This window comes from Alphaproteobacteria bacterium, from assembly GCA_040905865.1.
Taxonomy (GTDB): Bacteria; Pseudomonadota; Alphaproteobacteria; order UBA8366.
On sequence record JBBDQU010000022.1, the window covers coordinates 77,808 to 102,710 of the forward strand.

Consider the following 24,903-nt stretch of genomic DNA (forward strand, 5'->3'; position numbering starts at 1 on the left):
CTTTACAGAATCACCCCTGATGTTCTGGAAAAATCCAGTAAGACATTGAAAAGACAGCCATGTCAGGATATGGCATAAAGCTTGCTTGATATATGAGGTGGCAAGGTGGTTTTGGGAAAGATGTTGGATTAAGGGGCGTTACGGGATTGGATGCGACGATGAAGAAGATTATTTTGAGGGGACTTACCGCCCTTGCCATTGTGGGCATGGCGGCGCCGGTTTCGGCGGCGAATTGGGTTATCGATTTTGATCAGGACAGCGACGGGAACACGTTGGCGGGCGACGCGATTTTCGGTGACAAGGGCGCCCTTAATGATTCAGGCAATAACACCTTTCAGCGCTATCTCGACGGTATTCAGGGAGCGGCGGATGGCCTGGGTGTCCGGATCAGTGCGGGCAGGACTTCCAATTACTGGTATGGCAGCAAGGCGACTTTTGCCGTCGGTTACGATAGTTCTTCCGCTTCCATAGGTGAGGATCCGGATCTTGAGGAATCCTATAACGGACGGAACGGCTTCAAGACTTCCGGTACCGGAATCGGCGGCTCGGCGCTTGCGACAACGGGTTACCGGAACATCCTGATTATTCAGGAAGACGGTGATTGCGGTTCTAAAACTTACTATAGTTCCAACACTGGCGGCGTCTGTGGCTATTCCTCGGGGACCGACGCGGACGATGAGGAAAAAGGCGGCGTTTTGAAATTCGACTTTACGGAAGCGGTCGATCTCGTCGGAATGAATATCTTCGATATCGAGGAAGAGACCAGCAGCAACGATTATATGGGCAAGGTCTGGTTCCTGGACGACACCACCAATGACTGGGCCTCGCTCGACATTCCGAAGATTGGCGATTCCACCGTGGCGTTCCTGGACTTCGGAAATCTTGGCGAGAACATCATTTCGATGATGGTCAAATGCGCCGGTTCCTGCGCGATCGACAATATCGCCGGCGCGACGGACGACCCGCCGGGCAGCGGCGTTCCCGAACCGGGCGCGATGGCGCTCTTCGGTGTGGGGATTGCCGGCCTGGCGCTGGTACGCCGGCGCCGCAGGCTGGCCGCCTGATACAGGGTCAGGCGGTCTGACGACCGCAGTACCGTAACGTTTCCCAAAATTAAGCCCGCATCTTCGTGATGCGGGCTTTTTTGGTACAAGCGGCGGCGGCACATATCGGGCGCCATGGCCCGCGGGAGATCCGGCTACACCGTTTCCATGGATTTCCTGTCGACGCTGTAGAAGGACGTCAGCCCGTCAAACAGTTCCCGGAACTGTGCATGGCGTAATTCCGCGCCATATTGCTCCACATACCATTTCCAGAGATTGACGCTATGCGTCGCCACGGAAACATGCGCCGCGAGGCTCAGATAGGAATTCTCCGAGCTTTCCAGAAACGAGATGAACTTCTGCGGCTTGTCCTCATCGACGAACAGATTGTAGCTGCGCTCATATTCGCCCAGAACCTGATGCGCGGCTACATAGCCTTCCCGCATTTTCTGTCGCAGAATTTCCCGCTTTGCCCGAATTTGCGCAAGTTCTTCCTTTGAAAGGCTGATATGGTCCACCGGAAAACAAAGCTGGTTGTGCCCCGCCCATTTGAATAGGGTTTTCAGTTTTTCCTGAACCTCATGGAACCGCACCTGATAATAACAGACCGCCTTCCAGGCAAAAAACACTTCCGGCGCCTTCTCGGGCGCGATCTGCATTGCCTTGATGAAAGGTTCGATTCCGTCGACATCCTTCGCCTGCCAGATCTTCATCAGGAAGCGTTCGACATACTGCTCGCGGGCCGGAACATCGGCACCACCCGCCAGGGACGACAAAGCCTTGGTGACCAGCCTGGAAATCTTTTCCCGTATCGGCAGGCGGATCTTGTCCCATTCCGCCTTTGAAATTGCGAAATAGGCGCTGTGAATTGTCTCCTCCAGCCCCATCTGTTCCGCCTTGCTGCGCAGCATGAACGGATCCAGGCTGTGCATCGAATCGAATAATTTCAATATTCTCAGGTCGGCGCCGATCCGGTCGAGCACTTCCTTGCTTGCATTACCCTGGCTGATCTTGAACGCCAGTGCAGTGTAAAAGCCGCTGTCGCTGAAATTGAGCGACTCACCGCCCTCATAGATATTGTCGTAATCATAGGGGAAATAGACCAGCGTATTGATAATCATCGGCTGCCGCGCTGTTGGCAGCGATTTCTCGAACTGCTTCAACAGGACGGATTTGTTCAGGATATCCGTTTCAAACAGTTTGCCGACCGCATCGCCGGCCGGAATTTCCTTGCCGATGGAATAGCAGTCCAGTGCGATTGCCCGGCCCGAGTCGATTATGTTTCGTAGTTGCGAGCGGTTCATAATTGCCGGGTGAAGGATACCGGTGCTGAGAAACCTCAACCTAATATAGCAGCAAAAAAACGTCAGTACAGAAAACTTAAATTCCGGCTTCCTTAGAACTCCAAGCTGCACCCCACCATGGCAAAACTGACGATACAATAACAGGGCGTGAATCTGCTTTAGCGATGCTCCGCAAGACGGGCGGACCGTTCGATACTCTTGATCCGATCGATCCCCGGCTTGATATAGGCCGTAATATAATCCACCAAAACCTGATTCGACGTTTCCGACTCCCCGAACTTCTCCTCATATCCCTGAATCTTGACATACAGGCCGCACAACATGCCGCCGATCGTGCCATGATTGCTTTCTATCATGATCTTGACCTTGCGAAACGTCTCCTCACTCAGGTTCTGCCACATTGATTCCGTATGCTTGTCGAAGGATTGTATGCGCCCGGCGATATGCGCCATGATTTCGTTCAGGTCCAAACTGACATTCGTCAGCATATCCTTCAGGTGCCGGTCGCTACGGCATATCTCGTCCCGTTTCAGTTCTTCTATTCGCCTCAACAGAGCGTCGAGACGCGGCACAAGCCGGTCAAACTGATCCTTGAAATATGCCAGCGACAGGAACACGTCCCCGTAATCCGTGAGAAACGCCGGCAGCTTGGCCAGAATGATTTTAAGCCTCCCTGCCAGACGATTGAGGTTCTCGCGCGCCGTCCTGTTGTCGCCCCTGTTGAAGCTTGCGATCAGGTCGCTGATGCTCGCCAGCCCGATCTGTTCATCCTGTGAATAAATCAGGTCCATCAGCGGGCGGGTAAAGACCCTCATATATCGGTCAAGTTCCTGACGCCGCCTGTCCGACAGGCGCAGATCGTCAATATTCTCGACCTCGATGCCTAAACCGCGCAACTGCATCCGCAGAGTGTAGACATCGAAACTCTGCATCAGGCTCAACTTCGCAATCAGCACACCGTCCGGATGCTTTTCGCCGACGGGCCAGTCAAACATGCGGGCAAGGCGGGACGGATCGACCTGCCCGCTGCCTGTATCGCTGTCGTGAAACAGTTCAACCATGCTGTCGCCGCGCGCATTCTTGATCATCCGCGCGTGTCGCAGCCCCGGGGTTTTCAGGGGCAGGAAATGCATTGGCAGGATATGGAGAGAATCTATCTCCGAGTTCAGATCCCGGTCACCTGGTATTACAGATGTCATATTATCCGCATTCTTTCGCGATTCCGTGGCCGTATAGGCATCGTAATATGCCTGATGTACCCAAATTTCGTTAAATCTTCGAAAACGTCCGGGCGAGAAACTTCAATCAGTTAAATAAAATTACTGCAGTATCGAAGCTGGTCAAATGCTGAACAAGTAATACTAGCTTTCATACGCCGAAATATTGAAAATCTTAAGTAGTATCACATGCCTTATATTCTTGGGCTGATCAAAATCATGCCGGCGCCGCGCTTCTGTCAGGTTGCCCCGTTCCGGTCGCTACGCGTAATAATAATCAGCCCCGCGGCAACCGCTACCATGCCGGCCCCCAATGGCCAGGTAAAGGACTCCGACAGAAGAACCGCACTGAGGGCGACGCCCGAAACGGGGCTGATGAAACCAAAACTCAACATGACGCTGGGGCTGTACAGTTTCAGAAAATAGGCGACGATCATGAAACCGAATCCGGCGATCACGACTCCCTGGTATGCCAGTCCGGCAAGGGGCACCCAGCCTGCGTTTTCCCAGGCAATGGTCTCCAGCAGGGCGCCGGACCCGGCGAACACCGGCAGCGACAGGACCATCTGCCAATAGATGACCCGGAACGGGTCGATCCGCCGCACCAGTGTCGCGTTGAATACCTGGCGCGATCCGAGCAGCGCGGCGGCCAGCAGCGTGATCAGGTTTCCCCAACCCAGGCTGGCCACATCCGGCATTCGGCCGTCGGTCAGTACGATGGCGACTCCGAAAAAAGCGATACACAGGCCCGCCGTCTTCGCCACGGTGAGCCGGTCATTGGCAATGACGAAATGCGATGTCACCGCGGCAAAAAGGGGGAAGGTCGACAACAGGACCGAAGCGCTCATCCCCGTGGTCATCGAAATGCCGAAATTCATCGCGGCAATCTGGATGATGAACAACGCGGCGCCCGCCAGAATGCCTAACCACTCCCCGGATTCCGGGCGCAGCCGGATACCGCGGCACTGCGCATAAATCAGGATGCACCCGGCGCCGATCAGGAACCGAAAGAACGCACTCCACAGCGGCGGAAAGGCCTCAAGCCCCAATTTGATCGCCACCGTGTTGGCGCCCCAGAGGGTCTGCAGGAAAACCGCGGCAATTATGGCGCTAAGGGGAATGGCCATGATGCGCCTTATGCCGAAGCCAGCAGTGCAAGCAGGCTTTCCGGAAGCCGACCCGGCGATGGCGGGCACCCGGGGACATGCAGGTTCACTGGAATGACATTGCGGGCCACGCCGACAACTGCCCGGCTGCCGGCGAAGCAGCCGCCATCGCGGGCGCAATCGCCGCATGGCACGACCCATTTCGGCGACGGCGAGGCGACAAACCGGATCCCGAATCGCTCGATATCGTGGAACGCATTGTTCAATGCATGTATTTCCAGTTCGCAGCCATTGCAGGACCCTGCATCGATTTCTCGGATCGACAGGCGCCGCTGCCCGGCACGGCCAACCGATTCGGCGCGTTCGACAGGCGCCTCCTGTCCCGGCGGCGGGGCCGCCTCGGTCAGCGGCGACCGGAACGGGCTTTCCAGCAGGTGCCTACGCATGGGCCGAAAACTCACAAATCATGTCCGGAACAGGAACAGTTGAAGGACGTGTTACATAACGGAAAATCGGCGACGATGTTGCCTTCGACCACGGCTTCGAGCAACGGCCACTGGAACCATGAGGCATCGCGCAGATGGCATCGGTCGACCACGCCGTCCTCACACAGCCGCAATCATACCAGAACATCGCCCCGGAAGGCTTCGACAATCGCCAGCCCCTCGCCGCCGCCGGTCGACTCAACCTTTGGCGTGATGTTCACATACGAACAAAGGCAGGCGCGAAGGAAATGGCGCGTATCTGCCGCAGCGGCGCGAAGCATGTCCGCCGGACGTGGATATCCGCGCCGGGAACCGGTCCGGCCGACGGTACGATATAAAAGGAAGTGGCGCGCCCGGGAGAATTCGAATCCCCAACCTCCTGATCCGTAGTCAGACGCTCTATCCAATTGAGCTACGGGCGCGAATGGCTGCGCCTCGCGGGCGCAACGGCGCGGAACCTACTCAATAGGGCACCGCTTCGCAAGGCCCTATGTTGACTGAGGTCTCATTTTCCGGTGCCGAAAAGCGGCTTGTCCCCAGATCGACCCTCCATTAGTATCCGCAGAGTCTGATAATAAAATCTGCGTTTATTGACAGTTTATGTTAATGAAAAAGCAGTCTATTGCTGTTAACAATAAAACTTCAGTAATCCCGGGGCTAAGTATTATAATGGAATTTCGGGGCTATACCGTAGGTCTTCTGGCGGCATTCCTGCTTGCAGGGTGCAGCGGGGCCGATGAAGCATTGTGGCCGACCCTGTCCGGGTCGGATCCCGCGGGCGCGCCGCCGCCGGCCGCTTCGACCGTATCCACAACCGCGCCTGCGTCGCAGCGACTCGATATTCCCGAGCCGCAGCCATCCGTTTACGCCGCGCCCGTCCAGACAAGCCAGGCGCCCGTGGAACGGACGATTGCCGCCCCCGTGGCCGGTACGCCGACGGGTACTTTTGTCGGCCGCAAGGTCGAACAGATGCGCAACGACCTGATCAAGCTGCAGGATTCGGTGGCCGGCCTTAATTCCCGGATGCTGCAGATCACCAATGAAAACGTGGCCGCGTCGCAGCGCTATCATGCCATCGTGGCGGATATGAACGCCAGACTGCAGATCGGCACCACGCCGGGCAATCCGGTCATGGTGAAGCAGTGGAACGATGCGCAGCAGCAGCTTGAGCATATCGCGGAGAGTCTGGGCCATATGGACAAGCTGTCCAATGATGCGGCCGGCGAAGCGGGCCTCGCCGCATGGCTGCTCGACAGCGTGCGCGCCACCTTCACGCTGAGCGGCGCCGTTGACGAAGATCACCGGCAACTGCGGATTCTCGAGGACGAAGTCAACGGCACCGTCGTGCTGATCGACCGGCTGCTGAACGAATTGAGCGAGGATATCTCGCGCCAGACGACCTATGTCGCCAATGAACGCCGCAATATCACGACCATGTCGCTGGCGGTGAAGAATGGCGAACTGTACGGCACCAGCCTGGTCAATCGCGCCTTTGCGCAAAGCCAGAACCTGGCCAGCGCCGCCGCGCAGGCGTCCGGCCCGGCCGTGGGCGAGCGCCCGCTGGTCGTCATTCGTTTCGACCGGCCTGATATTCCTTACCAGCAGGCGCTGTACAATGCGATCAGCCGGGCGCTGGAACGTAAACCCGATGCGTCCTTCGATCTGGTTGCCGTGACGCCGAAACGGGGCAGCGCGGCGCAGACGGCGCTGAACAGCACGCAGACCAAGCGCAATGCGGAAGCCGTGCTGCGGACACTGGCGGATATGGGGCTGCCGGGGAACCGCGTGAAGCTGTCGGCGACGACAAGTCCCGATGTCGAAGCGAACGAGGTTCAGATTTTCGTACGCTGATTGCCGGTTTGCCGCAGGAATTCGTCGCCTGATCGCCCGAATTAAATGTATGCTGGCGCAAGGCCGGTGCGTCGCACCGTGCCCGTACTGAAGCCGGTGCCGGCTATGAAAGCGCTATCGTTCCTGGTTATTGCCATTCTGGCCGTTGCATCGCCGGCGGCCGCGGAGGATTCCGGTCGCCGCGAGCGTATCGTCAGGGTAATTCAGCAACAGCTCGATGCCTTTGGCCGCGACGATGGCGAGGCGGCGTTCAGCCATGCCTCCCCCGACATCCAGGCCCGGTTCGGAACGGCGGCGAATTTCATGGAAGCGGTCGCGAGCGATTATGCGGCCCTGCTGCGACCCCGCTCCGTGACCTTTCTGGACGTGTTTGACGTAAAACAGACCGGCGGCGTCGTCCAGCGTGTCCTGCTGACCGGGCCGGACGGCGCGCAGATCATGGCGCTGTACACGATGATGCAGTTGGAATCCGGGGCGTGGCGGATCTCGGGGTGCCTGCTGGTGCCGGCGCCGGGCAACCCCGCGTGACCGCGCCCGGGGAATGCCCGCCGGCTGATGGTCGAAATCTTTGTGACCGAGGCCAGTCAGGAAACCCGGACCCTGTTTCCACGGGATATCGAACCGGCTTATGCCGAACCGAGTTCCAGCCGCCGCTGAATGGTTCGATCAGGCGCGTACCGGTACCGGAATATTGTCGATAAGGCGCGTCGAACCCAGCACGGCCGCGACCAGGGCCCGCGCCGGACGATCCACCCCTTCCAGGGGCGCCAGCGTCTCCGCGTCGCAGATCGCCAGGTAATCGACCCGCGCAAAACCGCTTCTGGCCAGCGTCGCCCGGCCACGCGCGGTGGCGTCTTCACAGGGCTCGCCCGCGGCCGCGGCGGCCGCGGTTTCCTGCAGGGTCTGGTGCAGCAGGGGCGCAATCGCGCGTTCTTCCGGGGTCAGGTACCAGTTACGCGAAGACATGGCGAGCCCGTCATTTTCGCGGATTGTCGGCACGCCGACGATCTGCACGGGAATGTCGAGATCGCGGACCATGCGCCGGATGACCTGAAGCTGCTGATAATCCTTTTCACCAAAATAGGCCCGGTCCGGCAATGACTGCATGAACAGCTTGTTTACGACGGTCGCGACGCCGCCGAAAAAATGCGGCCGCGATGCGCCGCACAGACCCGCGGTGATTCCCGAAACAGTGACGCTGGTGGAAAACCCTTCGGCATACATCTCGGCGACATCGGGGGCGAACAGCAGGTCCGTCTTCACCCGGTCCAGCTTGGCGATATCATCGGCTTCGTCGCGCGGATAGGCTTCGAAATCCTCGGTGGGGGCGAATTGCGCCGGATTGACAAAGATCGTCGCAACCACCCGGTCGCATTCCCGCAGCGCCGTCTGCACCAGGGACAGATGCCCTTCATGCAGGGCCCCCATGGTTGGCACAAGGCCGATGGTCTCGCCGTTTTTCCGCCAGGCCCGCGTATGCGCGCGAAGGCTTTCGATATCGCGGACGACGGTGATTTTCGTGCTTTTCGCCGTTGTCACGCCGCCCACTGGCGGGGTGGCTATTAATCCGGTTTTGATTTTGGCGCCCATTTTTGCGATTTTCCTGTATCGGGATGCGTCACATTCCGCTTTGGCGGCGGCACAATAAGCCCAATTGTTGCGGAGCACAATAATTGTGCATCCGGGTAATATCCCGAGCCCTCTGCCATATCCCCGGGGCTTCCAAGACTTTACAATGCTGTCTGCAATATCCGGGATAACGACATGCTGGTCTCGCTGCGCCGCTGCGCCTTTCTTATCGGTATCCTGCTTGTCGGCTGGGCGCCGTCGGGCGCTGCCCAGCACGCGGAGCCCGAAGCGGCAAGCGGGTTCACCCCGAAGCAGGCGGTTACCGCAAAATCCTTCATGGTCGCGGCCGCCAACCCGCTGGCGGCCCGGGCGGGTTACGACATTCTGAATCGCGGCGGCAGCGCCATCGACGCCGCCATTGCGGTTCAGATGGTGCTGAATCTCGTCGAACCGCAGAGTTCCGGAATCGGCGGCGGGGGCTTCCTGCTGCACTGGGATGCGGCGGCAAAGTCGCTGGCCAGTTACGATGGTCGGGAAACCGCACCGGCCGCCGTGGGCGAAGACCTGTTCCTGGGACCTGACGGGGACCTCGTGGACCGGTGGGATGCCCGTGTCGGCGGCCGTTCGGTCGGGGTGCCGGGCGTTCTGCGGATGCTCGAAGCGGCGCACCGGGACCATGGCGTGCTGCCCTGGGCGGATCTCTTCACCCCGGCAATCGAACTGGCCGAAGCCGGTTTCGACATTTCACCCCGGCTGCACAGGCTGGCCGGCGAATCGAGACATCTGCAACGCTACCGCGCGGCGCGCGAATACCTGTTCGATGCCGCCGGAACGCCGCTGCCGGTCGGTCACCGGCTCGTCAACAGGCCGTTCGCGCGAACGCTGCGGCTGATCGCGGCGGAAGGCGCCGACGCTTTTTATACCGGCGCCATTGCGCACGACATTGTCGCCGCCATTGCGACGCCGGAAAATCCGGGGCTCATGACCCTGGCCGATCTGGCGGGTTATGAAGCGAAACAGCGCGATCCGGTCTGCGCGCCCTATCGCCTCTATCGGATTTGCGGGATGGGGCCGCCATCGACCGGCGGGCTGACCGTCGCCATGATTCTCATGTTGCTGGAACCATTCGACCTGAAGGCGCTGGGCGCACGGTCGCCGGCAGCCGTGCATCTGTATACCCAGGCGGCGCGGCTCGCCTATGCGGACCGTAACCGGTATATGGGCGATGCGGATGTCACGCCGGTTCCGGCGAAATCCCTGCTGGACCCGGAATACCTGCGTCGGCGCGGCGCGCTGATCGATCCGGAAAAGGACATGGGTACAGCGCCGCCCGGCGACCTGCCCGAGCAGGCCGGACGCGGCGGCGAAACGGATGAGCAACCGTCCACATCGCATATGTCGATTGTCGATGCGCGGGGCAATGCGGTGTCGTTCACCACCTCCATCGCCATCGGTTTCGGGTCCCGCGTCATGGCGGGGGGGTTTTTCCTGAACAACCAGCTGACCGATTTCGCCTTCCGCCCGCGCAGGGATGGGGTGGCGCATATCAATCGCGCCGGGCCCGGCAAGCGGCCGCGCTCGTCCATGTCACCGACCCTGATTTTCGGCCCTGATGGCGAATTACGTCTTGCGGTCGGGTCGCCGGGTGGTACGAGTATCATCGGCTATGTCGCGAAGACGGTTATAGCGGTGCTGGACTGGGACATGGATATCCAGTCGGCTATTTCCCTGCCGCATTTCGCAAACAGAAACAGCAAGGATACGGAATTGGAAAAGGACACGGCGGCGGAAACCTATCGCGCCGCGCTGATGGCGCTGGGCCATGATATCGCCATTCGCAGCCATACGTCCGGCCTGCACGGCATCGAAGTCACGCCGCGCGGCCTGGTCGGCGGAGCCGATCCGCGCCGTGAAGGCGTGGTGATGGGGCGCTGATGACCATGTATCCTGCCATTCGCCTGCTGCCGGGGCGGCACAAGCGCGTCAAGACCGGCCATCCCTGGGTATTTTCCAACGAAATCGCCCGGTCGGAAGCCGCGTTCGAAACCGGCGCCCTCGTTAATGTCGTCGGCGACAATGGTGAGAATTTCGGGACGGCGATATACAATCCGCACACGCTGCTGGCGGGCCGTATCGTGGACCGGCGGGGCGATGTCGCGCTGGATGCGGATTATTTCGAGGCTCGCCTGCGGGCTGCGCTGGTTTTACGTGACCGGATGTTTTCCGAGCCCTATTACCGGCTGATCCATGCTGAAGCGGACGGGCTGCCGGGGCTGATCATCGACCGCTATGCCGACGCAGCGGTGATCCAGTTCAACACGGCGGGGATGGACCGGCTGACCGATACGGTGGTTGCCGCACTGGACCGGGTGTTTGCCGCCGGGACCGTCATCCTGCGCAATGACAGCGCCAGCCGCGAGATGGAAGGGCTTCCGAAAATTGTGACGGTGCTGCGGGGCGATGGCGACACGCCGGTTCTTGTGCGGGAAAATGGTGCGGAATTTACCACCCATCCCGCGGCCGGGCAGAAAACCGGCTGGTTCTATGACCAGCGGTCTAACCGCGGCTTCATCGCGTCCCTCGCCGCGAATGCCCGGATGATCGATGTCTTCTGCTATGGCGGCGGGTTTGCGATCCAGGCGCTTCGGGCCGGCGCGGCAAGCGCGACGCTGGTCGACCGTTCCGCTACGGCGCTGGACGATGCCGCGGCATCGGCGGCGCGGAACGGCGTCGACAGCTGCTGCAGTGTCATCAAGGCTGATGCCTTTGAGGAAATGGAACGGCAGGATGCCGCCGGCGAGCGATACGATATTGTTGTCGCCGATCCGCCTGCCTTTGTCCGGACGCGCAAGGATATCGGGGCGGGCAGCCGCGTCTACCAGAAGATGGCGCGGCTGGCGGCGCGGCTTGTGGCGCCGGGCGGGATACTGTTCGTCGCGTCGTGTTCGCATCACATGACGCCCGACATGTTCCGCGAGGCGGTTCGCAAGGGAATTGGCGATGCCCGGCGTAGCGGCCGGATCCTGCGCGACGCGGGGGCCGGTCCCGACCATCCGGTTCATCCCCACCTGCCCGAATCGTCGTATCTGAAATCCCTCACCCTGGCGCTGGACTGATCCGGCTCACGCTATCGGTAGCGTCAGCCGGAAGGTCGTGCCGGTTTCGCCGGTGGCGTCGAGCTTGAGATCCCCGCCGTGATTGCGCATCAACTCCCGCGCAATGGCCAGACCGAGGCCTGTGCCACCGGCGCGGGCCGACCCTTCGAACGGTTCGAACAGCCGTTTGCGCGCCCGTTCGGGCATTCCGGGCCCGTTATCCTGCACCAGAAGGGCGACCATGCCGTTCGCAACATCGGAACGGATAATCACATCGGTTGCCCCGGCCTCCGCCGAGTTCTGCAATATATTGCCGAGGACCCGCAGAATCTGGCCGCGGTCCGCGTACACCGTCAGCGCGGCGTCCACCGCGCATTCGACGGTCATCGGATTGCCCTTCGACACATACCGGGTGGCCCGAACGTCGGCGACGAGCGACGCCAGGGGAAACCGGCTGAACCGCATGGCGGTGTGGTCGTGGCGAACATAATCCAGCGTGTCGTCGCACAGGGCGACGGCGCGGTCTATCGCGGAAATCAGCGTCGGCGTGACGCGCCGGACTTCGGGATCCTCGCTGTTTTCCAGCCGGTCGGAGACCAGCAGGGCCGAGGACAGGATGCCGCGCAGGTCATGATTGATCTTTGCGACACCCGTGCCGAGCGCGGCAAGCCGACCCTTTTGCCGCAGGGAGGCGCGCAGGACGCCCTGCATGGCTGCAAGTTCGTGCTGGGCGACACCAATTTCATCGCTGCGCGTCGACGGTTCGATAATATTGCGCAGGTCATCCGGGTCTTCGCGAAAGCGGGTCATGCTTTCGGTGATCCGGCGCATCGGCCGAACCATCAGCCAGTGCAGAGAAAGATAGACCAGTCCCGCAGTAAACAGCGATATTACCAGCGAAAGCAGGAAAACGCGCCAGCCAAAGGCTATCAGCGCCGCCTGCAGGGGCCGTTCCTCGATAACCACCTCGATAATCGTTTCGGAATCCTGCGGCGACGGACCGATGATACGCACTACCCGGGCTTCCGTCCGGCTCAGCACCATGAGCGCGTCCATGATGAGTTCGACCGGACCGCGTTCCACAAGGTCAATCGTTTCCTGCAATGGCGGAGGTGTATCCCTGGCCAGGACGAGTTTCGCCCCGCCACGGTGAACGTTTATTGCATAGGCGTCCACGTGCGCCAGCAATTCCTCGCGCATCCGGTCATCGACCATGCCTTCCGGCGCGACGTCCAGCGCCAGGATGGCCAGATGCGCCGCGCTCAGCCGTTCCGTCAGCCAGTCATGGTAGAACCGCGCCACGGACGGCACGAAGATCATAATTTCCGCGACCATGACAAACAGAACGGTCAGAACCAGAAGGCGTGCTGAAAGGCTGCGCATCATGGTTTCTACTTCACCTGTTCACGCGATGCGCCGACGATCATCCGCCTGGGGCTGTGCCGGTTCGTCAACTGCCCCGCCGCTTCGCTTTCAGCTTCTTGTACAGGATCGGCGCGAGTGACAGAAGCGCCAAGCCGGACAGGGCCAGGACGATATCCGGTGTCAGGATTCCCGACACCGTAAAGGGTTTGCCGCTGTCGAAGATGCTGCCCAGCCCGGCGCCGACCTGCGCGAAAACCACCGTGCCGGGGATGATGCCGATCAGCGTGGCGGGGATATAGGTCCGAAGCGATACGCCGAGGAAAGCCGGAACCAGGTTGACCACGAAAAACGGAAACAGCGGTATCAGCCGAAGGACGAGCAGATAGCTGAAGGCATTTTCCCGGAAGCCGGCTTCCATTTTCCGCAGCGAGGGGCCCATGCGGCGGCGCAGGGCGTCACCCAGGGCTGTTCTGGCAATCAGAAACAGCAAGGTTGCACCGATTGTCGCGGAAATCACGACATAGCCGGTACCCAGAAATGGTCCGAAAAGGAACCCGCCAGTAATTGTCAGAAAGGCGCCCCCCGGCAGGGAGAAGGCGACAACGACGATATACACGACGGAATACAGCAGTGCGGCAGCGATGGAATATCGCTCGACCAGATCGAGCAGGATTTCGCGGTTTTCGCGCAACAGATCGAAACTGAAATAGGCGTCCAGCCCGAAGGCGTAATAGGCGCCCAGCCCCGCGAGCAACAGGGCAACCGGCCAAAAGCGTCTGATGCCGAATGGCGAGTTTCCGCCTCCTTTCGACTGTGAATCGGCATATGGATCGTTCACGTGATATCTGTCCTTCCCGAATCGCCGCCATGCCCGGGTCCCGCATGCCCGTTTCATGGCCCGGGCCGAGTTGTAGCAGACCGACCGCACCGGATTGACTTGATGTAACGCACAATTTATACAGCGGCCAGATTTTCAAGCCAGAATTCGGAGAGCCACCGTGAAACGCACCTTTCAGCCCAGTCGTCTTGTCCGTAAGCGGCGCCACGGGTTTCGTAGCCGGATGGCCACAACCGGCGGCCGTACAGTCCTCGCGCGGCGCCGTGCGAGAGGCCGTAAGCGCCTCTCTGCCTGAACGCCAGCCGCCAAGATTGTAGCGCATGCGCACGCCGTACGACCGTTTGAAGCGGCGTGCGGATTTTGTGCGTGTCACGAGGGCGCGCCAGAGTTCTGCGGCATCGGGGCTGGTGTTGCAGGTGCTGGCGCACCAGGCGTCCGATAGCGCCCTGCGCGTCGGTATCACGGCGAGCCGCAAGACCGGAAACGCGGTTCAGCGGAATCGGGCCAAGCGACGCTTGCGGGCGCTTGCGGAACAGGTTATGCCCCGCCATGCGAAGCGGGGCCATGACTACGTAATGATAGCACGACACAATACGGCCGTCCGGCCATTCGATGAATTGATAAGGGACCTTGAATCGGTATTGAAGCGGCTCAAGGTATGGCGGGATGGATAGACACGTGGAGACGGACCGGATACCGGTCCCGGCAACCCTTGCGGCGCGCGCGCTGCGACTTCTGATTCGGATCTATCAATTGGTTGTGTCGCCGCTGCTACCGGCGCATTGCCGGTATTGGCCGACCTGCTCGAATTATGCAAAAACCGCGATACACGATCACGGGGCGCTGGCGGGCGGATGGCTGGCCGTTCGGCGGCTTGGGCGATGCCATCCCTGGGGCGGCAGCGGTTATGATCCGGTCCCGGAACGCCGCAAGACGCGCGCCCACCGAAAAGGCGAATGGGAACAACACGTATGAGTGATCAGAGAAACGTTCTTGTGGCCATCGTCATTTCCATCATGATTCTGGTGGGCTGGAATTATTTTATCGAGGCGCCGAAACAGGAACAGCGCCAACAGGCGCAGCAACAGCAGCAACAGCAGAATCAGGCGGGGCAGATCGGTCAGCCCGGCGGTCAGCAATTGACCCCGACTCTGCCGGATGGCACACCCGCACCCATGATACCGGTGGGACCGGGTCCGAATCTCGACGCGGCGGGCGTGGCAACACCGGCCCCCGACGCGATGCAGAGCCGGGCTGCGGCGTTGTCGCAGACTCCCCGCGTCAGGGTTGATTCGCCCCGGGTTCGGGGATCCATTTCCCTGCAGGGCGCCCGGATCGACGATCTGGTGCTGAAGGACTATCGCGAGACCCTCGATCCGGACAGCGCGAATATCGTCCTGCTGCATCCGACAAAGGGCGACACGCCCTATTACGCGAGCTTCGGATGGATCGGCCCGAAGGAAATCGTCCTGCCGTCCTTCGATACGGTGTGGCAGGCGAGCGGTTCCGTGTTGTCCGCGCAATCGCCCGTCACGTTGTCGTGGGACAATGGCGCCGGCCTGCTGTTCGAACAGATATTTTCAATCGACGAGAATTACATGATCCGGAACGTGCAGCGCGTCCGGAATTCCACGGGAACCCCGGTGACCCTTACGCCATTCGGGCTGATTTCGCGGACCGGGACTCCCAATATAGAGGGTTTTTTCATCCTGCATGAGGGCCCCATCGGTGTCCTGGACGAGATTTTGCATGAAATTGACTACGAGGATTTGCGCGACAAGGGCGCGCAGCAGTTCGATGTCACCAGCGGCTGGCTCGGGATAACCGACAAGTACTGGCTGGTCGCGCTGATTCCCGACAACAGCGGACCGGTCAAGGTACGATACATCGCGGATATGAAGGGCCCCCGGCCGCTTTATCAGACGGATTACGTTTCTGCTGCGCAGACGGTCCCGGCGGGCGGGTCGACCGAGACGTCGAGCCATCTGTTCGCGGGCGCCAAGGAAGTGCGTCTTCTGGACAAATATGAAGCCGAACAGGGCATTTACGATTTTGACAAGGCGGTCGATTTCGGCTGGCTCTATTATCTCACGAAACCGATTTTCTATGCGATCGACTGGCTGTACGGCCATCTGGGGAATTTCGGGCTGGCAATTCTGGCGCTGACCGTTTTCGTGAAGCTGCTGTTTTTCCCGCTTGCCAACAAGTCCTATGTCTCGATGAGCAAGATGAAGCTCCTGCAGCCGCGCCTGCTCGAACTGCGCGAGAAATATGGCGACGACCGGGCGAAACTGAACCAGGAAATGATGGCGCTGTACAAGAAGGAAGGCGCCAATCCGGCGGCCGGCTGTCTGCCGATTCTTGTTCAGATCCCGGTTTTCTTTGCCCTCTACAAGGTGCTGTTCGTCAATATCGAGATGCGGCATGCGCCGTTCTTCGGCTGGATTCATGATCTTTCCGCCCCGGATCCGGCGGGTATCCTGACCGGATTCGGTTTCTTCCCCTGGGATGTTCCGGCCGTTCTCACGCTCGCCAATATCGGTATCTGGCCGCTCATCATGGGCCTGACCATGTATCTGCAGCAGAAGCTGAACCCGGCCCCCACCGATCCGGTGCAGGCCAAGGTGTTCATGTTCATGCCGCTGATCTTCATGTTCATGCTGGCCGGTTTCCCGGCAGGGCTGGTTATTTACTGGGCCTGGAACAATACGCTGTCGATTGCCCAGCAATATGTGATCATGCGCCGCCAGGGTGTCGCGATTGGCGGCGGCTCCACCAAGGGAAAGACAAGCTGACCTTCGAATTTTCTGACGCGGAAATCGAGGAGGGACGGCTCCTTTTTGCGCAGCAGTGCGACTTCGTCATGGGCGTGGCCAGTCTTGCGGGACTGCCGCCCGACGGCTTGGCCGAAGTCGCTTTTGCCGGCCGTTCCAATGTCGGAAAATCGAGCCTCGTGAATGCGCTGACCGGCCGCAAGACGCTGGCCCGGACAAGCAATTCGCCGGGCCGCACGCAACAGATCAATTTTTTCGATCTCGGCGGCAGGCTCATGCTGGTCGACCTGCCGGGATACGGCTATGCGCGCGCGGCGAAATCGGACGTGCATGCCTGGACCAGCCTGGTCCGCGACTACCTGCGTGGCCGCGTTGGTTTGCGGCGGATATGCCTGCTGATCGACAGCCGTCATGGCCTGAAGGCAAATGACGCGGAAATCATGGATATGCTGGACAAGGCGGCGGTGCCCTATCAGATCGTTCTGACGAAAACGGACAAGGTAAAAGCGGGCGCCCTGTCGGCGTGCGTCGCCGATATCACCGGTAAACTGAAAAAACGCGCGGCCGCCATTCCGGAAATTCTGGTGACCAGTTCGCGCACCGGTGACGGCGTCGCCGAAATGCGGACGGTTTTGTCGATGGTGGCGGCGCCAAAGCCTTTGCTGTAAAATTTACGACCGCAGCGTCATTGCTGCCGCAATCGGGACGGAAACATGAACGACAGCAGTAAAATTCAGCGCGAAGAATGGCTTGCGAAGGCCGATATCCTGACCGAGGCGCTACCCTATATGCGGCAATATGCCGGCCAGACCATCGTCGTCAAATATGGCGGCCATGCGATGGGCGATGCCGCGCTGTCCAGCGCCTTCGCACGCGATGTCGTGCTGCTGAAGCAGGTCGGTCTTCATCCGGTTGTAGTGCATGGCGGCGGCCCGCAGATCGGGGCGATGCTGGAACGGCTGAAAATCAAAAGCGAATTCGTCGACGGATTGCGGGTGACGGATGCGGCAACGGTTGAAATCGTGGAAATGGTCCTGTCCGGCAGTATCAACAAGGAAATTGTTGCGGCAATTGCCGGCGCCGGCGGGCGTGCGGCAGGTCTGTCCGGCAAGGACGCCGGGCTGATTCAGGCGACCAAGCTGACGCGGACGACCCGCGACGAGGATTCCAGTATCGAGCGTGTGCTCGACCTTGGATTCGTGGGCCAGCCGACCAGGATCGACCCCCGTATCCTGAACGTATTTGCCTCGTCCGAGATAATACCCGTGATCGCGCCACTCGGGCTGGGCGCGGATGGTGAAACCTTCAATATCAATGCGGATACGGCGGCGGGCGCCATCGCCATCGCCACAGGGGCGTCGAGGCTTCTGCTGCTGACGGATGTCGAAGGCGTTCTGGACAAGAACAGGGTCCTGATCAAGGAAATGAATGTCGCGGAAGCCCGCGCCCGCATGGCGGACGGCACCCTGACCGGCGGCATGATCCCGAAGGTCGAAACCTGCATCGAGGCGATTGAAGGGGGGGTCGAGGCGGCCGTCATCGTCGATGGACGGACGCTGCATGCGACCCTGCTGGAAATATTTACGGCGCATGGTTCCGGCACGATGATCCGCAACGGCTGAAGCAGGTCGGGTTTTCGCGTCCGGAACAGCCGTTCCAGAGAACCGGCGGCTTTATCCCATTGCCCGGATCAATTTCGTTCTGCTGCAGTCCTGACGCCCGAATCCCCGAAAGACGCGAGCTTTGCCTCCATGTCTTCCGGGGGCATGGGATATGAATCGAGTTTCGACGACCGCACGACATCGGCGGGTGCGAGCTTCAGAAGCGTGAATTGAATCTGCATGGCAATTTGCATGTCCAGCCCCGCCTTCCAGCACAGGGCGACAACACCCTGTCCGCTTTGCGCCTTGAATATCCGCTCAACGGTACCTGCGTTCGTTCCTGACCGCAGTTCCAGCGCTGTTTGAACGAAGCGACTGTCATTTTTCGTGACGGCGCGACGGATCGCCTGATCGTCAAGCGCATCCGATGCAAACAGCGCGATGGCGCGCTGTTGCGATTCGATCTCCTTTGCAGACAACGGACGCGTTACGACCGTGGGCGGAGGAGAAGACACGGCATTGAGGCGGCATTTTACGGCTTCCTTGACGGCCGCCATGGTCTTCTCGGTAAGATCGGTGCGGTTGCTGAGTTTTTCCAGCAACGTTTGTGCGACAAATCCGGCAATTCTCCGGGCCGGCCCCGCCGGCAGCGTCGGGCGGTGCACCAGCGGCGCGTGCCATGCTTCGATGCCCGGCGCCGAGTCGATCAGCATGTCCAGGGTTTCCTCGCGAACCTGGGCGCTGGGATTGGCCAGCAGATCGGCAATCGCTTCATGATCCTTTGTGACGGCAATCGCGTCGCAAACGTCTTCGTCCAGCGCCTCGCGCCTGGCAATGGCGCATAAAGCTTCCTGGACCGGCGCGCTCTTTATCAGCGCCAGCAGGTCCTCATTGGTCAGGATCGGCGAGCATTCGAGAACCGGGAGACAGACCTGCAGGTCGCTGTCGTTCGCCAGTTGCAAAATAAGGTGATGCGGAACGTCCAGCGCGTCCTTCAGCGCCTCGGCGACGACGGCGCGGACCCGGCTGACTTCGTCCGATGCGAGAACTTCGATAACGTCCAGTACCGCGCGCCGCATGGTGTCCTGCTGCGCCGCTGAAACTTTTGGAAAAAGGCGGCTGATCTTGGAAGCCAGAACGCAGCGGACATCGTCGTCCGCGTCCCGCGCCAGAATAAAATCGGCCTGGTGCGGCGCCGAAGCGTTTGCCGCAATGCACTGGCGAATTCCGGAGTCCGGGTCATCGGCCAGGAAGTACAGAATTTCAGGACGCGTTTCCTGGTGAGACGCGATGGCGCGTCGTTCCCCGACGCTGCCGCTACGGGCCAGACGCCTGGAAGCCTCGTAGGAAATGGTCTGTTGCATCCTACCCTGTTTCCTCAGGCGCCGTGCCGGCCGCTGCGTCTATGCCGGGCTATGGCGATATCCTGTTTGTTGTTGTTCTTTGCCCTGTACATGGCTTCATCGGCGCGTGACATCAACTCCTCTGGCGTCTCGGGATAGTCGTGTTCGAACAACGCAATGCCAATTGACAGCCCCAGCTGTTTTCCCGGTGTCCGGATAGGCGAATCGCACAGGATCCGTTTGCTGGCCAGTACGGTCCGGGCCCGGCGAAAGGCCGTTTCCTTGTCCACGTTTTCCAGCCAGACCACGAATTCATCGCCGCCCAGCCGCGCAACAAAATCATAGCTCCGCGTTATACCGGTCAGTATCCCTGAAAGCCGTTTCAGGACCTGGTCGCCGGCTTCATGACCAAGGGTGTCGTTCACATGTTTGAAATTATTCAGGTCGAGATACAGGATCGCGCTGCTGGCGCGGTTGCGTTGCGTCCGCTCCATTGCCGGCCTCAATTCTTGCAGGAATGCCCGGCGGTTGAACAGGCCGGTCAGCGGATCCGTCCGGGATAGCCGCACGAGTTCCTGCTGGTCGTTTATCTGTTGCAGGGCGATGCCCAGTTGCCCCGCGACCGCCTGCAGCAGCAGCTTGTCGTCATCGTCCCACGGCGGAGTGGCCGCGCTGCGGCACAGCAATGTCGCACCGTTCGGCGCTTCCCGGTAATGCGTCGGTTCGACAAGTATCCGGAAACCGTCCAGCAGCGTCTCCTGGGTCCCGATGGCGCGATCCAGGCTGTTTATCGCCGCCGCCAGATGGCGGCCATTTGGTACGACGCCGTGTTTTGCGGCCAGGGTCAGTTTGCCGGACTCGCCGACCTTGAAGACGGCGCAGGATGTGGCGGACCGGGCTTGACTCACTGATTTTACCGCTGCGTTCAGCATGTTGCCCGGCTTCGCTTCGTTGCGAACGGCTTCGACGATATAGGAGATGATCTGTTCGCGCTTCTTGTGGCGGGTCAACTCGTTCTCGCGCACGCGGTCGGCGGTGACGTCCCGGCAGACGCCGCGCACGCCGGTCAGGCTGCCATCGGCATGGCGCAGCGGTATGGCGCTGGCGAGCACGCAAACAGGATTGTCGGTTGCGTCCTTCAGCCACAATTCCACATGTTCCAGCAGTTCTTCGGTTTCGAACACGAAATTCTGCGGCACCGCGTCGGGAACGTACAAAAACGATCGCGCGGGCCGGCCGACGATTTCGCTGGCGGCAAACCCCATGGCGCCCCGCGGGGATACAAAGGTATAGATACCGTTTGCATCCGTTTCCCAGGCAAAATCGCTGGAAATTTCGACCAGGTCCTTGTAGCGCTGGCGCGATTCGACCAGTGCCGTCCGCATGTTGACGTCAAGCGTTGCTGTCCGCCCCAGTATGACGACGTTGCCGTCGCCAACCGCCATGAAGGCGGCGTCGATACTCTGGCTGGCGCCGTCGATATCGATCGAGAACATGTATTTCAGTGTCGCGCCGCGCCGCATCGCCTGCGCGCAAAGTTCATTTACCTTTTCAAGCTGCGACACCTGCGGAAGTTGCAGCAGGCAGGCGGCGAGCCGTTCGCCTTCCGCGTTCAGGGCTGTCGGCGGGCCAATGCCGTCGCACAACAGTGCCGGGCCCGGATAGTTGACGAGAATGGCATGCGAGACCCTGATCGTATCAGGAGGTATCCGCGTGGCGTGATCTTCTATGGATGCGACCCTGGCCGTCACCATTCTGCCTCGAACTGCTGTTTCTGCGACACGACGAAACCTGAGGAAAAGCGCCGTCCGTGTGACAGGCTAATTGGAAATCATTAATCAATGGTTAGGCATATCGTCGGGAACTGGCCGCGATCCGAAATTTTGCCTTGCCACAGTGTTGCTCAGAGGGCTTGTCTCGACCCGGCGCTTGACGCAATCTCCGCCCATGCAGAAAAAGACCCCGATGAAATCGCCCTTTCACGAGACCGATTGCTGGATTTTCGATCTCGATAATACGCTGTATCCCGCGTCCTGCGATCTCTTCAGCCAGATCGATGTCCGGATGGGCTCGTTTATTTCCGACCTGCTGGGGGTCGACCTTGTCGAAGCCCGGCGCATTCAAAAACAGTATTATTACGAGCACGGCACGACGCTGGCCGGGCTGATGGCGAACGAAGGGGTTCACCCGGACGCGTTCCTGGAATTTGTCCACGATATTGACGTGACGCCCATTCCGCCCAGCCCGGCCTTGTGCGATGCGCTGTCGCAACTGCCCGGACGGTGCATCGTCTATACGAACGGATCGCGGCGGCACGCGGAAAATGTGATGACGCGGCTTGGCGTTACCGATGCCTTTGCGGGAATTTATGACATTATCGCATCCGGATACCGGCCGAAACCGTCACCGGAACCCTATGCCGATATGATCCGGCTGTTTGAAATAGACCCGACCCGCGCGGTCATGTTCGAGGATATTCACCGGAACCTGAAACCCGCCCACGACCTGGGCATGGGGACCGTGCTGATCCGCACCGAACGCCATCCGCTGGATCTGGAGGAAGACGACCATATCCATCATGTGGCGGATGACCTGCTGGCCTGGCTGCAGGCAATCCTGGCGGAGGAAGCGGCATGACGGCGCCGGGTTGACTTGCCCCGGCGAGGCGACCAAATTCGGCGCCGCTTTATATAGTTGAAAGGCTGGACGGATATGAGTCACGACGATTTGCGGCAGACGATCGACGCTGCCTGGGAAGCGCGCGATACGGTTTCCCTGAAAACGACAGGGGCCGTTCGCGAAGCGGTCGGCGATACCCTGGATCTCCTCGATTCCGGCCAGGAACGGGTCGCTGAGAAGATCGGCGGCGTCTGGCAGATAAATCAGTGGCTCAAGAAGGCGGTGCTGCTGTCCTTTCGCCTGAACGACATGGAAACCATCGCCGGCGGGCCGGGTAGAAATACGCCCTGGTGGGACAAGGTTCCATCCAAGTTCGAGGGCTGGACCGGTGACAATTTCCGCAGCGCCGGTTTCCGGGCGGTTCCGGGTTGCATCGTGCGGCATTCGGCCTATATCGCGCCGCAGGTCGTGGTGATGCCCAGCTTCGTCAATCTCGGCGCCTATGTCGATTCGGGAACGATGGTCGATACCTGGGTGACCGTCGGATCCTGTGCGCAGATCGGCAAGAACTGTCACCTCTCCGGCGGCGTCGGCATCGGCGGCGTACTGGAACCGCTGCAGGCCGACCCGGTCATTATCGAGGACAACTGCTTCATCGGCGCCCGTTCCGAAGTGGTTGAAGGCGTCATTGTCGAGGAAGGCTCCGTGCTGTCCATGGGCTGTTTCATCAGCGCCTCGACGAAGATCGTGGACCGCGCCACGGGCGAAATCCATATCGGCCGCGTACCCGCCTACTCGGTCGTCGTGCCCGGCAGCCTGCCGGGGCGGGCCGACCCGTCCGGCGCGCCGGTGCCGAGCCTGTATTGCGTCGTCATCGTCAAGACCGTGGATGCGCAGACCCGATCGAAAACCTCGATCAACGACCTGTTGCGGGACTGATCCGGTGCATGAAGCCGTCGCCCTGTCGCGTGACCTGATCCGCTGTCCCAGCGTGACGCCGGCGGAAGGCGGGGCGCTGGACCTGTTGCAGTCGACCCTGGAAGGCATGGGTTTTGTCTGTCACCGGCTGCCGTTTTCGGCGGAGGGGACGCCGGATGTCGATAACCTCTATGCCCGCTATGGGACGGCCCGGCCGAATTTCTGTTTCGCCGGCCATACAGATGTCGTTCCGACGGGGCCGACGGACGCCTGGAGCGTCGACCCGTTCGCCGCGGAAATCCGCGACGGCATTCTGTATGGCCGCGGCGCCACCGACATGAAAAGCGCCATTGCGGCCTTCGTGGTCGCGGTGCGGCGATTGCTGCGGAAAAATACGCCCGAAGGATCGATCAGCCTGCTGATCACGGGCGACGAGGAAGGGCCCTCGGTCAACGGCACCAAGAAGATGCTGCAATGGCTGGCGGAGAACGGGCAGGAAATCGACATTTGTATTGTCGGTGAACCGACCAATCCGACTCGGCTCGGCGAGATGATGAAGATCGGCCGGCGCGGCAGCATGAACGGCTGGCTGACCATTCACGGCGAACAGGGACATACCGCGTATCCGCATCTGGCGGACAACGCGGCGCACCGGATCGTCGACATGCTGAAGGCCATCACGTCGGAACCGCTGGATCAGGGCTCCGATCATTTCCAGCCATCGACCCTGCAGGTTTCGACCATAGATGTCGGCAATCCGACGACGAACGTCATTCCCGGCGAAGCGCGGGCGACCTTCAACATCCGCTTCAACGACCTGCACAGCTCCGCCACGCTGACCGAATGGCTGCACAGGACCTTCGATGCCGCCATCGGCAAGGGCGGAAAATACGACCTTCGGATCGAGGTCAGCGGCGAATCCTTCCTGACGCCGCCCGGCCGGCTCAGCGATATCATATCCGACGCCTGCGAAAAGGTGCTCGGCGAACGGCCGGAACTCAGCACCACGGGCGGCACGTCCGATGCCCGGTTCATCAAGGATTACTGCCCGGTCGCGGAATTCGGCCTGGTGGGACAGACCATGCACAAGGCCGACGAACAGGTCGCCGTGCGGGATATCGAAAACCTGACCGATATTTACGAAGCCGTGCTGCACGGCTATTTCAGATGATTTCCCGCCACGAGGTGCTGATTTCGCTTTACGGCGCCTGGCGTCTGTTCATCCGCGACCCGCGCGGCATTGACTGGCTGGACGATTCGATCGACGGCTACTGGAAATCGTTTTTCTGCGCCGTCGTCATCCTTCCGGGATACATCATCTGGGTCGCGCTCGGCTCGGGCGAGCTGTACCAGGATGTCGGGTTTCTCCGCATCGCTTCGGTCGAAATGATCGCCTACGTGATCAGCTGGGTGGCATGGCCGCTCGTCATGGCCTATATCGCGCCGGCAATCGGCAAGGACGACCGCTACATCCGTTATATCGTCGCCTTCAACTGGTCGGCGGCAATCCAGATTGTCCTGTACCTTCTGGTCCTGTTTCTCGGCGTGGTTATCAGGGTTCCGCCGGGTTTCGCCGCGTTCTTCGCCTTCTTCGTCCTGATCGTCATACTGGTCTATCACTGGTTCATCCTGCGGATCGCCCTGGAAGCCTCGCCGGGCGGGGCGGTCGGTCTGGTCATCGGCGAGCTGGTGCTGGGTCAGTTCATCCGCGGAATGAGCCACGGCATGCTGCACTGAGAGCGATACTAACAGGCGATAACATGTTCGCAGGTTCC

Annotated in this window: 24 protein-coding genes, 1 tRNA gene and 1 pseudogene; 15 read left to right on the forward strand and 11 right to left on the reverse strand. The window is 60.4% G+C overall.

All coding sequences use genetic code 11. The features are described from left to right. Positions 1–158: 158 nt before the first annotated feature. Positions 159–1,064, forward strand: a complete 906-nt coding sequence (locus tag WD767_04500; GenBank protein ID MEX2615337.1) for a PEP-CTERM sorting domain-containing protein — start codon at positions 159–161, stop codon at positions 1,062–1,064. Between the two features lie 134 nt (positions 1,065–1,198). Here the strand turns inward: WD767_04500 and WD767_04505 are convergent, their stop codons facing one another. The 6 genes and pseudogenes from WD767_04505 to WD767_04530 form a co-directional block, all read right to left on the reverse strand. Further along, entirely contained in the window at positions 1,199–2,347 is a 1,149-nt protein-coding gene (locus WD767_04505; protein MEX2615338.1) for a hypothetical protein, read from the reverse strand. Positions 2,348–2,505: 158 nt separating this feature from the next. After that, positions 2,506–3,546, reverse strand: a complete 1,041-nt coding sequence (locus WD767_04510) for a hypothetical protein (protein ID MEX2615339.1) — start codon at positions 3,544–3,546, stop codon at positions 2,506–2,508. Between the two features lie 257 nt (positions 3,547–3,803). Then, positions 3,804–4,691, reverse strand: coding sequence for a DMT family transporter (locus tag WD767_04515; GenBank protein MEX2615340.1), 888 nt, complete (start codon positions 4,689–4,691; stop codon positions 3,804–3,806). Between the two features lie 8 nt (positions 4,692–4,699). Beyond that, a complete protein-coding gene (locus WD767_04520) occupies positions 4,700–5,116 on the reverse strand; it encodes a hydrogenase (GenBank protein MEX2615341.1) in 417 nt (138 codons plus the stop codon). 11 nt (positions 5,117–5,127) lie between these two features. Further along, positions 5,128–5,337: pseudogene (locus tag WD767_04525) on the reverse strand (hydrogenase expression protein HypE). A gap of 163 nt (positions 5,338–5,500) precedes the next feature. Next, positions 5,501–5,577: transfer RNA gene (locus WD767_04530), tRNA-Arg, on the reverse strand. 247 nt (positions 5,578–5,824) lie between these two features. Between WD767_04530 and WD767_04535 the strand changes: the two genes are divergently transcribed. Continuing rightward, a complete protein-coding gene (locus tag WD767_04535; protein ID MEX2615342.1) occupies positions 5,825–7,006 on the forward strand; it encodes a hypothetical protein in 1,182 nt (393 codons plus the stop codon). Between the two features lie 105 nt (positions 7,007–7,111). Continuing rightward, on the forward strand, positions 7,112–7,534 hold the full coding sequence (locus tag WD767_04540) for a DUF4864 domain-containing protein (protein MEX2615343.1): 423 nt from the start codon (positions 7,112–7,114) through the stop codon (positions 7,532–7,534). Positions 7,535–7,672: 138 nt separating this feature from the next. Here the strand turns inward: WD767_04540 and panC are convergent, their stop codons facing one another. After that, a complete protein-coding gene (gene panC / locus WD767_04545) occupies positions 7,673–8,596 on the reverse strand; it encodes a pantoate--beta-alanine ligase (GenBank protein ID MEX2615344.1) in 924 nt (307 codons plus the stop codon). Positions 8,597–8,770: 174 nt separating this feature from the next. Between panC and ggt the strand changes: the two genes are divergently transcribed. Both ggt and WD767_04555 read left to right on the forward strand, forming a co-directional pair. Further along, entirely contained in the window at positions 8,771–10,510 is a 1,740-nt protein-coding gene (gene ggt / locus WD767_04550; GenBank protein MEX2615345.1) for a gamma-glutamyltransferase, read from the forward strand. Then, positions 10,510–11,691 carry a class I SAM-dependent rRNA methyltransferase gene (locus WD767_04555; protein ID MEX2615346.1) on the forward strand — a complete coding sequence of 394 codons (1,182 nt, stop codon included), beginning with the start codon at positions 10,510–10,512 and terminating at the stop codon, positions 11,689–11,691. The genes ggt and WD767_04555 overlap by 1 nt, the downstream gene beginning before the upstream one ends. A gap of 6 nt (positions 11,692–11,697) precedes the next feature. On the opposite strand, the gene WD767_04560 is transcribed toward WD767_04555, so the two are convergent. Further along, positions 11,698–13,056, reverse strand: a complete 1,359-nt coding sequence (locus WD767_04560; GenBank protein ID MEX2615347.1) for a HAMP domain-containing sensor histidine kinase — start codon at positions 13,054–13,056, stop codon at positions 11,698–11,700. Positions 13,057–13,120: 64 nt separating this feature from the next. Then, on the reverse strand, positions 13,121–13,873 hold the full coding sequence (locus tag WD767_04565; protein ID MEX2615348.1) for a TVP38/TMEM64 family protein: 753 nt from the start codon (positions 13,871–13,873) through the stop codon (positions 13,121–13,123). Between the two features lie 160 nt (positions 13,874–14,033). On the opposite strand from WD767_04565, the gene rpmH reads away from it, so the two are divergent. From rpmH to argB, 6 genes are read left to right on the forward strand one after another with little or no spacing between them, the layout of a single operon-like run. Next, positions 14,034–14,168, forward strand: a complete 135-nt coding sequence (gene rpmH / locus WD767_04570; GenBank protein ID MEX2615349.1) for a 50S ribosomal protein L34 — start codon at positions 14,034–14,036, stop codon at positions 14,166–14,168. A gap of 25 nt (positions 14,169–14,193) precedes the next feature. Further along, on the forward strand, positions 14,194–14,547 hold the full coding sequence (rnpA, locus tag WD767_04575) for a ribonuclease P protein component (protein MEX2615350.1): 354 nt from the start codon (positions 14,194–14,196) through the stop codon (positions 14,545–14,547). Continuing rightward, positions 14,540–14,848, forward strand: a complete 309-nt coding sequence (yidD, locus tag WD767_04580; protein ID MEX2615351.1) for a membrane protein insertion efficiency factor YidD — start codon at positions 14,540–14,542, stop codon at positions 14,846–14,848. Before rnpA ends, yidD begins: the two co-directional genes overlap by 8 nt. After that, positions 14,845–16,668: a membrane protein insertase YidC gene (gene yidC / locus WD767_04585; GenBank protein MEX2615352.1), complete on the forward strand. Its 1,824-nt coding sequence runs from the start codon at positions 14,845–14,847 to the stop codon at positions 16,666–16,668. Before yidD ends, yidC begins: the two co-directional genes overlap by 4 nt. Next, on the forward strand, positions 16,665–17,315 hold the full coding sequence (yihA, locus tag WD767_04590; GenBank protein MEX2615353.1) for a ribosome biogenesis GTP-binding protein YihA/YsxC: 651 nt from the start codon (positions 16,665–16,667) through the stop codon (positions 17,313–17,315). The genes yidC and yihA overlap by 4 nt, the downstream gene beginning before the upstream one ends. A 45-nt stretch (positions 17,316–17,360) precedes the next feature. Further along, the gene (gene argB / locus WD767_04595) at positions 17,361–18,269 is read left to right on the forward strand and encodes an acetylglutamate kinase (GenBank protein ID MEX2615354.1); all 909 of its coding nucleotides are present in this window, start codon (positions 17,361–17,363) and stop codon (positions 18,267–18,269) included. 68 nt (positions 18,270–18,337) lie between these two features. Here the strand turns inward: argB and WD767_04600 are convergent, their stop codons facing one another. Both WD767_04600 and WD767_04605 read right to left on the reverse strand, forming a co-directional pair. Beyond that, positions 18,338–19,612, reverse strand: coding sequence for a DUF2336 domain-containing protein (locus WD767_04600; GenBank protein ID MEX2615355.1), 1,275 nt, complete (start codon positions 19,610–19,612; stop codon positions 18,338–18,340). Between the two features lie 14 nt (positions 19,613–19,626). Next, entirely contained in the window at positions 19,627–21,345 is a 1,719-nt protein-coding gene (locus WD767_04605; GenBank protein ID MEX2615356.1) for a diguanylate cyclase, read from the reverse strand. 193 nt (positions 21,346–21,538) lie between these two features. Here WD767_04605 and WD767_04610 point away from each other — a divergent pair, with 193 nt between their 5' ends. From WD767_04610 to WD767_04625, 4 genes are all read left to right on the forward strand, one after another. Then, on the forward strand, positions 21,539–22,228 hold the full coding sequence (locus WD767_04610; GenBank protein ID MEX2615357.1) for a pyrimidine 5'-nucleotidase: 690 nt from the start codon (positions 21,539–21,541) through the stop codon (positions 22,226–22,228). Positions 22,229–22,303: 75 nt separating this feature from the next. Then, positions 22,304–23,149, forward strand: a complete 846-nt coding sequence (dapD, locus tag WD767_04615; GenBank protein ID MEX2615358.1) for a 2,3,4,5-tetrahydropyridine-2,6-dicarboxylate N-succinyltransferase — start codon at positions 22,304–22,306, stop codon at positions 23,147–23,149. Further along, positions 23,100–24,299 (forward strand): succinyl-diaminopimelate desuccinylase, encoded by a 1,200-nt coding sequence (dapE, locus tag WD767_04620; GenBank protein MEX2615359.1) that lies wholly within the window; start codon positions 23,100–23,102, stop codon positions 24,297–24,299. Before dapD ends, dapE begins: the two co-directional genes overlap by 50 nt. Next, the gene (locus WD767_04625) at positions 24,296–24,865 is read left to right on the forward strand and encodes a hypothetical protein (protein MEX2615360.1); all 570 of its coding nucleotides are present in this window, start codon (positions 24,296–24,298) and stop codon (positions 24,863–24,865) included. The genes dapE and WD767_04625 overlap by 4 nt, the downstream gene beginning before the upstream one ends. Positions 24,866–24,903: the final 38 nt, after the last annotated feature.

Bases quoted from the DNA above. Each gene is read 5' to 3' on its own strand.
- WD767_04500 (MEX2615337.1), top strand. From the start codon at position 159: ATGAAGAAGATTATTTTGAGGGGACTTACCGCCCTTGCCATTGTGGGC.
- WD767_04505 (MEX2615338.1), bottom strand. From the start codon at position 2,347: ATGAACCGCTCGCAACTACGAAACATAATCGACTCGGGCCGGGCAATC.
- WD767_04510 (MEX2615339.1), bottom strand. From the start codon at position 3,546: ATGACATCTGTAATACCAGGTGACCGGGATCTGAACTCGGAGATAGAT.
- WD767_04515 (MEX2615340.1), bottom strand. From the start codon at position 4,691: ATGGCCATTCCCCTTAGCGCCATAATTGCCGCGGTTTTCCTGCAGACC.
- WD767_04520 (MEX2615341.1), bottom strand. From the start codon at position 5,116: ATGCGTAGGCACCTGCTGGAAAGCCCGTTCCGGTCGCCGCTGACCGAG.
- WD767_04535 (MEX2615342.1), top strand. From the start codon at position 5,825: ATGGAATTTCGGGGCTATACCGTAGGTCTTCTGGCGGCATTCCTGCTT.
- WD767_04540 (MEX2615343.1), top strand. From the start codon at position 7,112: ATGAAAGCGCTATCGTTCCTGGTTATTGCCATTCTGGCCGTTGCATCG.
- panC (MEX2615344.1), bottom strand. From the start codon at position 8,596: ATGGGCGCCAAAATCAAAACCGGATTAATAGCCACCCCGCCAGTGGGC.
- ggt (MEX2615345.1), top strand. From the start codon at position 8,771: ATGCTGGTCTCGCTGCGCCGCTGCGCCTTTCTTATCGGTATCCTGCTT.
- WD767_04555 (MEX2615346.1), top strand. From the start codon at position 10,510: ATGACCATGTATCCTGCCATTCGCCTGCTGCCGGGGCGGCACAAGCGC.
- WD767_04560 (MEX2615347.1), bottom strand. From the start codon at position 13,056: ATGATGCGCAGCCTTTCAGCACGCCTTCTGGTTCTGACCGTTCTGTTT.
- rnpA (MEX2615350.1), top strand. From the start codon at position 14,194: ATGCGCACGCCGTACGACCGTTTGAAGCGGCGTGCGGATTTTGTGCGT.
- yidD (MEX2615351.1), top strand. From the start codon at position 14,540: ATGGATAGACACGTGGAGACGGACCGGATACCGGTCCCGGCAACCCTT.
- yidC (MEX2615352.1), top strand. From the start codon at position 14,845: ATGAGTGATCAGAGAAACGTTCTTGTGGCCATCGTCATTTCCATCATG.
- argB (MEX2615354.1), top strand. From the start codon at position 17,361: ATGAACGACAGCAGTAAAATTCAGCGCGAAGAATGGCTTGCGAAGGCC.
- WD767_04600 (MEX2615355.1), bottom strand. From the start codon at position 19,612: ATGCAACAGACCATTTCCTACGAGGCTTCCAGGCGTCTGGCCCGTAGC.
- WD767_04605 (MEX2615356.1), bottom strand. From the start codon at position 21,345: ATGGTGACGGCCAGGGTCGCATCCATAGAAGATCACGCCACGCGGATA.
- WD767_04610 (MEX2615357.1), top strand. From the start codon at position 21,539: ATGCAGAAAAAGACCCCGATGAAATCGCCCTTTCACGAGACCGATTGC.
- dapD (MEX2615358.1), top strand. From the start codon at position 22,304: ATGAGTCACGACGATTTGCGGCAGACGATCGACGCTGCCTGGGAAGCG.
- dapE (MEX2615359.1), top strand. From the start codon at position 23,100: ATGCGCAGACCCGATCGAAAACCTCGATCAACGACCTGTTGCGGGACT.
- WD767_04625 (MEX2615360.1), top strand. From the start codon at position 24,296: ATGATTTCCCGCCACGAGGTGCTGATTTCGCTTTACGGCGCCTGGCGT.